Annotated in this window: 14 protein-coding genes; 2 read left to right on the forward strand and 12 right to left on the reverse strand. The window is 57.5% G+C overall.

What is annotated here, in order from left to right; all coding sequences use genetic code 11:
• Window positions 1-94: 94 nt before the first annotated feature.
• Window positions 95-1,297, forward strand: a complete 1,203-nt coding sequence (locus ACQUSW_RS05620) for a pyridoxal phosphate-dependent aminotransferase (RefSeq protein WP_428931317.1) — start codon at window positions 95-97, stop codon at window positions 1,295-1,297.
• Between the two features lie 64 nt (window positions 1,298-1,361).
• Here the strand turns inward: ACQUSW_RS05620 and ACQUSW_RS05625 are convergent, their stop codons facing one another.
• From ACQUSW_RS05625 to ACQUSW_RS05680, 12 genes are all read right to left on the reverse strand, one after another.
• Window positions 1,362-2,495 (reverse strand): UDP-N-acetylmuramate dehydrogenase, encoded by a 1,134-nt coding sequence (locus tag ACQUSW_RS05625; protein ID WP_428931318.1) that lies wholly within the window; start codon window positions 2,493-2,495, stop codon window positions 1,362-1,364.
• Window positions 2,496-2,514: 19 nt separating this feature from the next.
• On the reverse strand, window positions 2,515-2,922 hold the full coding sequence (locus ACQUSW_RS05630) for a MaoC/PaaZ C-terminal domain-containing protein (RefSeq protein WP_428931319.1): 408 nt from the start codon (window positions 2,920-2,922) through the stop codon (window positions 2,515-2,517).
• Entirely contained in the window at window positions 2,919-3,368 is a 450-nt protein-coding gene (locus tag ACQUSW_RS05635; protein ID WP_428931320.1) for an FAS1-like dehydratase domain-containing protein, read from the reverse strand. Before ACQUSW_RS05635 ends, ACQUSW_RS05630 begins: the two co-directional genes overlap by 4 nt.
• A gap of 42 nt (window positions 3,369-3,410) precedes the next feature.
• Window positions 3,411-4,211, reverse strand: a complete 801-nt coding sequence (locus tag ACQUSW_RS05640; RefSeq protein WP_428931321.1) for a sulfite exporter TauE/SafE family protein — start codon at window positions 4,209-4,211, stop codon at window positions 3,411-3,413.
• A gap of 64 nt (window positions 4,212-4,275) precedes the next feature.
• Entirely contained in the window at window positions 4,276-4,644 is a 369-nt protein-coding gene (locus tag ACQUSW_RS05645; protein ID WP_428931322.1) for a DUF202 domain-containing protein, read from the reverse strand.
• Entirely contained in the window at window positions 4,638-5,000 is a 363-nt protein-coding gene (locus ACQUSW_RS05650; protein ID WP_428931323.1) for a YidH family protein, read from the reverse strand. The genes ACQUSW_RS05645 and ACQUSW_RS05650 overlap by 7 nt, the downstream gene beginning before the upstream one ends.
• 82 nt (window positions 5,001-5,082) lie before the next feature.
• Window positions 5,083-5,901, reverse strand: a complete 819-nt coding sequence (locus ACQUSW_RS05655) for an alpha/beta hydrolase (RefSeq protein ID WP_428931324.1) — start codon at window positions 5,899-5,901, stop codon at window positions 5,083-5,085.
• Between the two features lie 85 nt (window positions 5,902-5,986).
• Complete coding sequence (locus ACQUSW_RS05660; RefSeq protein WP_428931325.1) at window positions 5,987-6,775, reverse strand: ATP-binding cassette domain-containing protein; 789 nt, start codon at window positions 6,773-6,775, stop codon at window positions 5,987-5,989.
• Window positions 6,776-6,800: 25 nt separating this feature from the next.
• The gene (locus ACQUSW_RS05665; RefSeq protein WP_428931326.1) at window positions 6,801-7,679 is read right to left on the reverse strand and encodes an ABC transporter ATP-binding protein; all 879 of its coding nucleotides are present in this window, start codon (window positions 7,677-7,679) and stop codon (window positions 6,801-6,803) included.
• Window positions 7,672-8,613, reverse strand: a complete 942-nt coding sequence (locus ACQUSW_RS05670) for an ABC transporter permease (protein WP_428931327.1) — start codon at window positions 8,611-8,613, stop codon at window positions 7,672-7,674. The genes ACQUSW_RS05665 and ACQUSW_RS05670 overlap by 8 nt, the downstream gene beginning before the upstream one ends.
• Window positions 8,610-9,557, reverse strand: coding sequence for an ABC transporter permease (locus tag ACQUSW_RS05675; protein WP_428931328.1), 948 nt, complete (start codon window positions 9,555-9,557; stop codon window positions 8,610-8,612). Before ACQUSW_RS05675 ends, ACQUSW_RS05670 begins: the two co-directional genes overlap by 4 nt.
• 60 nt (window positions 9,558-9,617) lie before the next feature.
• A complete protein-coding gene (locus ACQUSW_RS05680) occupies window positions 9,618-11,189 on the reverse strand; it encodes an ABC transporter substrate-binding protein (RefSeq protein ID WP_428931329.1) in 1,572 nt (523 codons plus the stop codon).
• A 233-nt stretch (window positions 11,190-11,422) separates the two neighbouring features.
• On the opposite strand from ACQUSW_RS05680, the gene ACQUSW_RS05685 reads away from it, so the two are divergent.
• Complete coding sequence (locus ACQUSW_RS05685; RefSeq protein ID WP_428931330.1) at window positions 11,423-12,490, forward strand: ArsR/SmtB family transcription factor; 1,068 nt, start codon at window positions 11,423-11,425, stop codon at window positions 12,488-12,490.
• Window positions 12,491-12,615 lie beyond the last annotated feature (125 nt).

The raw sequence follows: 12,615 nt of genomic DNA on the forward strand, positions 1-12,615 counted from the left end.
ACCGTGCTTGTTGTCAGCACCGCGCTTTTGTCGGCAAGACCTTGCCCCTGCCGTTTTCTCACCGGATGCCGCACAGCGCGGTAGCATCGAGACTGTGACTGAACGCGCCCCTCTTTCTCGCAAACTTTCTGCCATCGCCGAGTCGGCCACTCTTAAGGTCGACGCCAAAGCCAAGGCCCTGCAGGCCGCCGGTGAGCCTGTTATTTCTTATGCCGCCGGTGAACCCGATTTCACGACGCCGGACTACATTGTGCAGGCCGCGCAAGAGGCCCTCGCCGACCCGGCCAGTTACCGTTACACACCTGCGGCGGGTCTGCCGGTGTTGCGCGAGGCCGTTGCTGCAAAGACGCTGCGTGACTCACGGTTAGAGATTTCGCCGAGCCAGGTTATTGTGACCAATGGTGGCAAGCAGGCGGTGTATCAGGCTTTTCAGACGGTAGTAAACCCCGGCGATGAGGTACTGCTTCCGGCCCCGTACTGGACCACATACCCCGAGGCGATCCGCCTGGCCGATGGTGTTCCTGTTGAGGTGTTTGCCGGGGCCGACCAAGAGTACAAGGTCACGGTCGAACAGTTAGAAGCTGCTCGCACCGCGAAGACCACGGCACTCGTGTTTGTTTCTCCGTCGAACCCCACCGGCGCCGTCTATACCGCCGACGAAGTGCGGGCGATCGGCGAGTGGGCTCTGGAGCACGGAATCTGGGTGATCAGCGATGAGATTTACCAGAACCTGACCTACGACGGTGTGCAGGCCACATCGATTGTGGAGGCTGTTCCCGAGGTCGCGAACCAGACGCTGCTGGTGAACGGTGTCGCAAAAACCTATGCGATGACCGGGTGGCGCGTGGGCTGGATGATCGGGCCCGCCGATGCCATCAAGATTGCCGGCAACCTGCAGTCGCACCTGTCGAGCAACGTCAATAACGTTGCGCAAAAGGCTGCCGCTGCGGCACTGACTGGTCCGCAAGACGATGCTGAGAAGATGCGTGCAGCTTTTGACCGCCGCCGCCAACTGATTGTGTCGGAGCTATCGAAGATTACCGGCATGCATGTGCCCACCCCGCAGGGTGCGTTCTATGTGTATCCCGATGTTCGCGGGCTGCTCGGGCGTTCCTGGGGCGGAGTGACTCCGACGACCTCGCTAGAGTTGGCCGACCTCATTCTTGAGCGCGCTCAGGTTGCGGTTGTTCCCGGCGAAGCTTTTGGTCCTTCCGGCTACATCCGCATGGCGTACGCGCTGAGCGACGAGAATATTCTCGAGGGCGTGCAGCGCATGCAACGCCTGTTTAGCGAATAGAACAAAGCTTGAGGGGCCGGATGCTGCGCAGCATCCGGCCCCTCACTCATTCTGCCTGGCGGTGTTACAGGTCAACACCAATCAGCACAGGTTCGGGTTGCAGCAGCAAGCCAAAGTCGGCGTGTACGCGCCCTTGAATAAACCGCGCGAGTTCGGCCAGTTCGGCCGCTGTCGCGTTGCCGCGGTTGGTGAGCGCGAGAGCATGCTTGCTAGAAATACCTGCTCGTGAGCGCGGCAATCGAAAACCCTTGGTGATTCCGGATGCCTCGATCAGCCAGGCCGCGCTCACTTTAATGTCGGTGCTGTGCGGCCGCGGTGTCGGAACAACCCCGGCATAGGCGTCGAGGGGAATAACAGTGACGGCGTCGAGATCGGGCGTGACCGGCCAGCGCGGGCACTCTGCGGGCAGTGTGCGAGCAAACGATGCTGAGACGACCGCGTTTTGAAAGAATGATCCGGCACTGTGCGTGTCGACATCGGGCTCTGCCAGTATCATGCCCTTTGCGGCGCGCGTAGCCAGAATTTGCTCGCGCACCCAGGCAAGCTCGACCGGGTTATCGTGCTCGATCTGCAGGGCCCGGCGCAGCTGATCGCCGCGCACAAACCGGTGCCCATCGGTCACGGCAAGATCGAGCGTGACACTAATAATCACGGCGCGGCGCGGCGGCACCTCACCATAGTGGTGTTTCAGCACCGATGTGCGAAAACCTAGGCCCAGCTCTGCCGCCGGCACAACCACGGGTTCGGTGGCTCCCTCGTCAATCAGCTCGACCTCGACCAGGGTCTCTTGAATCTCTTGACCATAAGCACCGACGTTCTGCACGGGTGCCGCACCCACCGTGCCGGGAATACCCGACATCGCTTCAATACCGGCATAGCCGTGCGACACGGCATAGGCAACCAGGTCGTCCCAGTTGTGCCCCGCCTGCACGCGCACGCGAATGCGCCCCTCGTGCGGGGAGGGCAGTTCATCGATGCCCTCGGTGAGAATACGAATCACCGTGCCGTCAAAAGGCTCATCGCCCGCAAACAGGTTCGAACCGCCACCGAGCACGAACCAGTCATCACCGGTGTGCCACACCGACTGCAGATCAGCGACGAGTTCGGCGGAGGTCCGGGATTCCAGCATCCGGAGCGGGGCAGCACCCGTGCGAAGCGTTGTGAGCTGTGACAGCGAGATAGGAGCAACCTCAGGCATCAGGTTCTTTCTGTTGGGGTCACAGTGAATCGGCGGCGTACAGCAACTGGGCTTTTACCAGCACCGTTGTGGTGTCGTGTTTGACAGCCAGATCGATGCGCACCTCGTTATCATCGACGGCACCCACCGTCGCGGTCACGGTTAGCTGTGCGCCCGACTGTGGGTCAACCACCACGGGGCGGGCAAACCGCACACCGTAATCCAGCAGCCGCGCAGTGCCGGGCAGCGCCTCGGTCACAACCGACGCAGCGATTCCCATGGTGAGCATGCCGTGGGCGAGCACACCGGGCAAACCCACCTCGGCAGCAATATCGTCACGGTAGTGAATGGGGTTAAAGTCTCCGGATGCCCCGGCATAGCGTACAAGCGATTCCCGGGTTACCTGCACGGCACGTTCGGCAATCACATCACCCACGGTCATCGTCATGATGCGTCATCCCCCACCAGAAGAGTCGAAATGGCTGTGACAACATGCGCTCCGGATGCATCGGTCATCGCCGCCTCGCTCGTAATCATCGCTGACCCTCGCATCGGCCGAATTCCGGTCACCTGCAACTGCGCCGTTAATTCGTCTCCGGCCACAATCGGCCGCGAATACTCAAACCGCTGCTCGGCATGAATCGTGCGAGCCAAAACAATGCCCGAATCGGGATCAGACAGCAACTGCTGCAGGGTCAGGTCTTGAATGACCATGGCAAACGTGGGCGGCGCCACAACATCAGAGAAACCCAGCTGGCGCGCAGCATCCGGGTCATGATGCTGAGGGGCATCGGCGAAAACGGCACGGGCAAACTCGCGCACCTTTTCGCGGCCGACAAGATACGGGGGCGTCGGAGCAAAAGCGCGACCGACGAGATCGGGGTTCACTGGCACCCTTTGATCCTACCCGCCCGAGCACCGCGCGCCGTGAGTGGACTAGCCTCGACGCGGCGTCGCGCGAAGAGCCTTAATGGCCATCTGCGTGCCGATAACAACCAGGTATACGGCAAACAAAATATTGCCGAGTAGCGGATCAATCATCGTGGCAATCCATGCACCCAACGCCGTCATCGTGCAGGCGGAAACGCCGATCATGGCGGCAGCGGCAAGGTCAACATTGCGGTGACGCAGGTTACCGATCGTGCCCGACAGCGCCGTCGGAATCATCATCAGCAACGATGTTCCCTTGGCAATGAGGTCGCTTGTTCCCATACCGAGCATGAGCGCCGGCACAATAATCACGCCACCGCCCACACCAATAAGACCTGCCAACAGCCCCGTAAACAGCCCAATACCAATGAGCGCCAACACCGTAACCACCGTGAGCTCGAGCGATGCATCACGCGAAGGAACGATCACGAACAGGCTCACGATAACCACCGCAATGAAACCTGCAAACAGCCACAGCAGCACCCACTGCGGAATACGCGGCAACAGGCGCGTACCTATTTGCGCACCCACCACCGCTGCCGCGGCGAGGATGAGCGCAGGAATCCACGCGACCGAGCCCGACAGAGCATACGAAATGACTCCGACCGCAGCGGTGGGAACAATCGCCGCCAACGACGTGCCCGCGGCAAGACGCTGATCAAAACGCATCATCAGCACCAGAAGAGGCACAATCACTGTTCCGCCACCAACACCAAAAAGGCCCGACAGCAAACCTGCCGACAACCCAATAGCGATGAAACCGAACACGGCGCGGGGGCCCCGACGCACGGGGGTTTCTTCGGTCATGTGGTCCTTTCTGGCCGGTGACGGTAATGCAACCCCTGTAGCCTACGCCTCGAGCGGTGACCGGTCACAAACCGATGCTGCCAAGAACCGACCCCACAACATAGCTCAGCCCCGCTAACCCGACGAAAAACGCCGCGGCAGCCAGCGCAATAATCGAACGGCCACCACTGGGATACATGCTGCCGCCACTCAGGTGTCGATGCACCCTGCTGTACCGCGCAGACGCCAAAAGATACGCAACAACCGCCATGACAAGCCCGGCAATACCCGCACCCACAGCCGCAATACCCAACTCATGCGCTGTGAATCGTGTCGCCGCGACGCCACCCAGCCCGAGCGCAAGTGCTGTGCGCCGCCACGCCAAAAGAGTGCGCTCCGGCTGCAAACCCGCATCGAACGGCGCCTCGGCACCCGGATATCGCTTTTTTACCACGGCACAATCAGCCCAAGAACAACCAGCACCACAGCAATACCCAGCCCTGCGGCAATAATCGCGCCGACAGCCGCGCCCGGCAGCGCCTTACCCGCCCGCAAAGCCCCTTCTGTGCGTGCCCACCCCAGCCACGCATGAACAGCGGCAACCAGCCCCAACAAAATAAAGATGCCCGCCGCTACAGCACGCAAACCACTGTGCATATCGACAACCAGCGCCTGCAACGCCACTCCCCCGGCAACGAGCGCCAGCGACGTACGAATCCACGCCAAAAACGTGCGCTCATTAGCGAGACTAAACCGAGGATCCGGCTCTTCACCGCGACCAAAAACACGATGGGGATAACGCTGGGTCATACGTCGATTCTTGCAGGCGAACGGCTCGAGGTGCTCCGACCGCGTCCGCGGCCAGCGAAGACACCAACAACACAGCCGCGTACTATTTCCTGCGGCTCGTCACCAGATGCTGCGCGATGAATGTCTTCATCACCTCAAAAGCACCCGGACACTCATGAGCTTGGTCGTCGACTACGTCGAGTCTCACTTCCGCTGCTCCAATATCGCGAAATGCTTGGTATAGAGTTGTGGCCCGCTCCAGCCGCGTACTGCCCGCCAGCTCAAGATCATCCCTCCAAATACCGCTCTCGCGGGGCACTGGATATCCTTCGCCGATGTCGAGAGCACCCACCACAAGCTGAATAGGCAGCATCCGAAGCGCCTCCAGATCCGCGCTCATGCCGATTTGCTCCTGGGTGTTTCCGACCCCCACCCACCACGTGTGTTCTGAGGTCGGTAGCGTCACGCGGCCGGGCGCTCCAATAGCGGCACAGAGCAAATGCTGAGCATGAAACAACGCGAAACGCTCCACGAACTGCCCCCCGCCGGAATAGCCACTAAGCGCAAACCGCCCTAGCGGGACACCGTAACGCTCATGCGCTTCCTGCACCATTGCGAACAAAATTTCGTCGTAATTGATTCCGTCCCACCGCAAGATTTTGTAGCCCACCAAATCACCCGCGTCATTCGGGAAACGAGGAAACATTGGCGCCAAGATCACGGCATTGCACCAGAGAGCGAGTTCGCGGAACCGCGTCATCGCCGCAATAGGATCACGTTCAGATCCATGTACCACAACGACCAACCGCGTTTGATCATCCAGTTCTCGCGGCATGATCAGCGAGTAGCTGAACCGTGGATCCGCCTCAAGATGTATGGCGCGAATGTCTTCGGTGAGGTGGCCGCTGAATCTCGTAGGCATAGACATGTTCTTTCTTTCAGTGGCGGCCGGACTATGCCCAGACCGCACCAACGGTGAAAATAGGTATCGCTCGCACCAGCGCGGCTCACTGCGAATAGGGAGTCCTAATGTCGTCCGGCAAACGCGGGACAGCACCCAGGAGGCTCCTTGTGTAGGGATGCTGGGGGTCGTCAAAAACTTGCTCAGCAGATCCCACTTCCACGAGCCTGCCCCGCTGCATCACCCCGACGACATCAGCCATAGCGCGCACGACCGCCATATCATGCGAAATAAACAGGTAACCAAGATCACGTTCTAATTGGAGATCCGTGAGCAGCCTCAAGATCCCGCTCTGCACAGAAACGTCCAAAGCCGAGGTCGGCTCATCGAGCACGATAAGAGCCGGTTCGACCGCAAGTGCCCGTGCGATCGCAATACGCTGACGCTGGCCTCCAGACAGTTCGTGGGGAAACCGCCCGGCAAATTCTTTGCCCAAGCCGACCTTTTCGAGCAAGACATCACGAGCCGCCCGACTGCCCGACCGCGGCACCCGCCCAGTGATTTCCATAGCCTCACGGATAGTTTCTCCTACACGAATCCGTGGGTTCAAGGAAGAGTATGGGTCTTGAAATACCATCTGCATGTCACCGCGCGACTCTCGTAACTCTCGTGCAGGCATCTCACCAATATTGGCGCCATCGAGGAGAACTGTTCCAGAGTCTGGCTCGACCAGCCGCAACACTGCTCGACCAACCGTGCTCTTTCCGGAGCCGGATTCGCCAACAAGACCGAACGTTTGTCCGGCCGCTATCGAAAAGCTCACGTTATCGACCGCAACGTGCTGTGAGCGACGGCCGCCGGCCCTCGCTGTATACGTCTTAACGAGGTTTGTCACCTGCAATAGTGCATGAGTCCCTTGCTCAACCACGTGAATCGTCACCCCCGTCAATGACCTGTGCTGACCGTCTCGCCAGCACAAGCTCATCTCGACTCGGTAAGAGAGCCGCCGAAAGGAGCTTCTTTGTGTAGGGGTGGCGGGGCGAACGAAAAAGTTCCGCTGTCGGCCCGCGCTCTACTATTTCCCCCTGATACATCACCAGCACGGAGTCACACAATTGTGAAACCACCGCGAGGTCATGGCTAATGAAGATTACGCTCATCTCTCGGCTGCGGCTGAGAGAACGAATGAGCTCGAGAATCTGGTCTTGAACAGTGACATCAAGTGCGGTCGTTGGTTCGTCTGCGATAAGAACCTCCGGATCTGATGCAATGGCAATCGCTATCATGACGCGCTGCTTCATCCCGCCCGATAGCTCATGTGGGTATCTGCTAAAGCACGACACCGGATCCGGAATACCCACCGCATCGAGCAGCTCAAGAGCACGTTGCGATGCGAGCGTCCGTGACATTCGACGATGTAACTGCACCGCCTCGCGAATTTGGCGCCCCACCTTGTAAACAGGATTAAGCGAGCTCTGCGGGTCTTGAAAGATCATGCCAATTCCGGCGCCTCGCACCTGCCGGATTTCGGTGGCCGAGCACGCAACGAGGTTTCGGCCGGAGTATTCCACCGTGCCGGAGTAAGCAGCGGCACCTTTCTCATGCAGTTGCATGAGAGACATCGCGATTGTGCTCTTGCCCGAACCAGATTCCCCCACGATGCCGACGATTTCTCCCTTGGATACCTGGAAGGAAACACCGCGAACGGCGTCTTGGTATCCGGTCTCGGTCATAAACGACGTCCACAACCCCGTGGCCGTGATCACCGGTGACCGTTCCCCATCCTGTGTGTCACGCATGTTCAACCCTCCCGAGCCACTGCTGCCGTGTCCGACGATTCCACTTCGTGCGTGAGGCTTTCGGGTCGAGAGCCTCACGCACGGCATCCCCGATGAGGTTCACGGTCATAACCGTCGCGATCAATGTCACTGCCGGGAAAATGACCATCCAAGGAGAGGTGAGAAAAACCTGTTTACCGTCGTAGAGAATGTTTCCCAGGCTCGGCGTAGGTGGCGCAACGCCAGCACCAAGAAAACTCAACGCTGCTTCAACCATGATTGAATCAGCAAAAATGTATGCCATCTGCACGAGCAGAACGTTCACGGTGTTCGGTAGGATATGGCGTATCAAAATTCGGGCTGCTGTGGCGCCCTGACTGCGCATCGCCTCAACGAACAGTTCTTCCTTAACCGCGAGCACACGTGACCGAATCAGTCGAGCGACCCCGGGAGAAAGAACGATCGTCAAAGCAATAATGACGTTTGTCAAACTCGGGCCAAGTGATGCCACGAGTGCCATCGCGAGGAGGATTCCCGGAAATGCCATGAGCCCATCGCAAATCCGCATAATCACTGGGTCGAGTCCACGGTAGAACCCCGCTAATGCGCCGAGTACTGTCCCTACGAGCGCAGAGGCAACAGCAACCGCAACGCCGATCATCGCTGACACCCGGAAGCCGACGTTCACGCGTGAAAACAGGTCGCGACCGTACTCATCAGTGCCGTAAAAGTAATCACGGCTGGGCGCGCTGAGACGAATGCTCGTGTGAACTGAGTAAGGATCAGAGCCCAGAACCAAAGGCCCTACTACCGCAACCAGAATTACCACTGCCCCGATTACCGCCCCAGCTTTGAAAGCAGGACGACCGATAAAGCGGCGCCAAGTGGTCATTTTCTTCGATGCCGAGGCCTGTTGTTGAATGACGACCGTTTCAGGAAGTGAAGTTGTCATCATGCACTCTGCCTAACCCGCGGGTCAATGACCATATACAACACGTCGACAAGAAAGTTAATCAAAATAAAAGTGGCAGTCACAAGAAGGACAACGCCTTGGATAACAGGAATATCTCGCCTATCGATTGACTCAACCATCAGTTTTCCCAAGCCGGGAACATTAAATATCGTCTCAGTAACCAGCGCACCCGTAACCAGGCCAGCAAACCCCATGCCAATAACTGTGATGATAGGAATAGCTGCATTTTTGAGCGCATGCCCATAGACCACTCTCATCATGGAAGCACCTTTTGCCAGAGCCGTGCGAATGAAATCTTGAGAGAGCACATCAAGCATCGACGATCGTGTCATGCGAGTCAGGAATGCTGAATGGATTATGCCGAGCGATAATGAAGGAAGCAGTATGTAATGCAACCACTCTCCCAGGCCTCCTGAAATCGGCACATATCCTGCGATCGGCAATATTCGCAGTTTGAGAGCAAAAAGCATGGCGAGCAATAATGCAAAGACAAACCCGGGTGTAGCCATCCCGATCATTGTGTACGTCGTGACAGCACCGTCAAGAGGCGAGTTCACTCGACGAGCTGATGCAATCCCCAAAGGGATCGCAATAATAATGGCAATTATCTGTGCCAGAACGGCAATCGACACTGTTGGTTCAAGTCTCTGAAAAATCACTTCCGAGACCCCCGCACGACGATACAGGGAGTCACCCAGGTCTCCCTGTAGCACGCCGATAATCCATTCGCCATATCGGGTGACTATAGGGCGATCCAGCCCCATGCTTTCCCTTAGCGCCTGCACCTGTTGTGCCGTAGCACCATCGCCCAGCAGGACATGCGCAATATCGCCACCCGCTAGGTAAAGAAGTAGAAACACCATTATCGACACAATGAATAGCACGACAAACAGTCCTGCAACACGCGTCGCAAGCGCTCTCAACACGATTCACTTCCTTCGTCAGCGCGATTGGGGGCAAACGTGACCGTCTGCCCCCAAGACGAACTATTCGTTGATCAGCGGTACCGACCAGAAAACGATCTGAGAGTCATGGATCGGAGCCGATTCCAGACCATTACGCACTGCTAACACTTCTGCCCAGTCGGCTACCTTTGACGCCACTCGATAGTCCGCGTATGCAGAGAGAATGTCGCCGTACTTTTCTGCGGCTTCATCGAGGGATACAGAGTCTCGATAATCGTTGATAACAGAAGTGAGTTTGCTGTCGTCGGTCCATCCCGCGAACTGCGGGGTGAAGTAGGCCATCGCCGCCGGTTCGAGCTTGCTATTCATCCCGGCGACAAGGATTTCCCAGTCTTCGGGGATATCACGCGTTGTGAGGTACGAGGTCGAATCGATGACACTTAAATCGGTCGTAAAACCGGCGCGCTCAAGCTGTTGCTGAACGACGACGGCGGCTTTTGCCCCGGCATCCCCCTGCTGGGCGAGAATTCGTACAGGCTCGTCAGCGTAACCAGTGTCAGCAAGCATCTGCTGAGCGAGGTCAGAGTCGTCGACATTAAAGCTGTCGGCATCAGCGTCAGACTTCCAGAGACCTTCCTGTTCGCGCAGCATAATACCTGCCCGAATGTCGTACAGATCAGGGCTCGATGTAACAGCCTGCATAATCTCTTCAGAGCCCAACGCTGCGTTGGCGGCTTGCCTGACTGCTACATCAGCTAGTGGCCCCGCTTTTTTGTTGTAGTTCAGGTACAGAGATCCCGACCAGTTGAGCACTGCGGCCAGGTTGGGGTCAGAGTCGACCTGTTCGAAATGGTCTCGTTCGACGATAGAAACGTCATACTGTCCGGTAATTGCACCACCAAGTCGAGCTTGGCTGTCAGACACGTTGACGAACTCAATCTCGTCATACGTCGGTGTACGGTCTCCTGCCAGGCCATCTGGGGCTTCAGATCTGTTGGCATAGTCTGCGAAACGTGTCAGTTTGACAATTTCGTCCGGCTTATATTCAGCCAACTCATAGGGCCCGGTGCCAATGAACTCATCGATCGGCTCCGACCCATATTTTTCGACGATCTCTGCTGGGTAAATGGCAGAAACGTTGTTGCCACCAGAAGCCATCACGAGGAGAAGAAGGGGATTACGTTGCTGCAACGTGACCGTCACCGTACGATCGTCATCTTTGCTCCACACAGCACCCGGGATAGCGCTTTGCCCTGAGGCAGATAAATCAGTCCACCTCTGCATCGATGCAACAACGTCGTCCGCATCCATCGTTTCGCCATTGTGGAAGGTAACACCATCGCGAAGTGTAAATGTAATCGCCAGACCGTCATCCGATACAGTCCAGTCTTCCGCGAGCATCGGCTGAATATTGTAGTTCGAGTCACTCGTAACGAGTCCTTCAACGACGTTTCGCATCATCCAGCCGGTCGGCGTGTATGTAGTCAGCACCGTATCCAGCATTGGCGGCGTGCCAGCAACCGCCATCGTCAGTGTGGACGCACCATCGCCAGTGGTATTTGTATTACTGCCGTTGTTTGACGGGCTTGAACACCCAGTCAGCAGCAAGCTAGCCAGCGCAAGTGTGCCCACTGTCTTAGAAAACTTACCCATCCTTTACTCCATCTCCGTTGATCGGGTACGACTTCGTTTGCGCTGAAAGCCCCCCTTGCAAGCGCGAACTCTACGCTAGAAGAGGCATTCGAACTTGCCCAGTAGTTTGACTACTAATCATCAATATATGACTTCGTTATGCCACAGCTCTCCCTTGATATTACGTGTCGCAACGCCTGACTAGCGTGACACGAAGATTGATGCATCGGAGTCAATAGCTATATCGTTGGCCTATGACTTGGACGCTTCTGTTGCCTGCTCGATCTGACGACTGTGTCGCTCGATATTCCGAGCTTGCCGAGCTCGGGGCGATGCTGCATGCGGCTTGTTTCTCTAGCCACCATCCCAACTCTCATGAGCTCGTCGCCTCATGGTTCAGCGAAGTGGATACATCGCTAATGACTCTTATCCGGGAGTGGGAACCCGTGTGGGGCCCCTATCGGGCTCGCTACATGCTGCCGCTCAGTATGGATCCCGGAATGTCATTCGAAGCCGAGATCGAGGCGATCAACAAGTTGCCCGTAGAGACCTTCGTTGATTTCACGATGCGCGCGATTGTCGCTGGCGTACGAACACCGTCAAACGCTTCGTCGAGAGGCACCTATGACGAGCAGTTCCTCGCTCGTGCGGAGCGCATGTCACCCGTACGCGGAAAGCTTGCGGCATACGTTCGCGCCGATCCCGCCGCCGCAAGGAAACAATTAGTCGAACTTTTGACGCGCGTACGGGCTGGAAGTGTCATTGACCGCGAGTTCAGTCGTGTGTCACGCGTACTTCGGGCCCGCAGTCATGCAATGACAAGCGAATTACGCAACAGAGGCCTTGCCGCAATCACGTCCACCTCACCGATGGCAACGCTGTCTGCGGACGGTTCGCGCGTCGTATTCGACAAACAGTCGTACAGTGTGACCCGCTCGACAGATGGTCTTTTGCTCTTACCTTCTCATCATCTGCACCCGCACATCGTTGTGAAGGGCGGCGACGGTTATCCAGCTCTCGTGCATTATCCGCCTCGCAATGAAAACGCCGTTCCGTATGCAATGATCACTCAGCGTCTAAAAGCGTTGCATGACCCGACTCGTCGCCTCATCATCCGTGAACTTCTCCGGCAACCACGGCCAACAGTCGATCTGGGTTTGGAGTTGCGCATGACTGAGCCACAGATATCCCGCCACTTACGTGTGCTCCGAGACGCTGGAATCGTGAGCGCTTCGCGCGAGGGAAGAATCGTACGGTACCGAGTGGAACAAAGTGTCATCGAACACTGGGGAGCCGATCTTATTGAGGCGCTTAACCGGTAAGTTGCATCCCGTGTTTTCTGTCGTCAGCAGACGCATAGATGGAGAGCGTAATTCCGTCGTCGCAACCATGCCACTCATGCTCCCGAAACCGTGGCGCAGACTCTCGGGCCGCCCCGCTACCCTCT

Source organism: Microbacterium luticellae, assembly GCF_050408645.1.
Classification (GTDB): Bacteria; Actinomycetota; Actinomycetes; order Actinomycetales; family Microbacteriaceae; genus Microbacterium.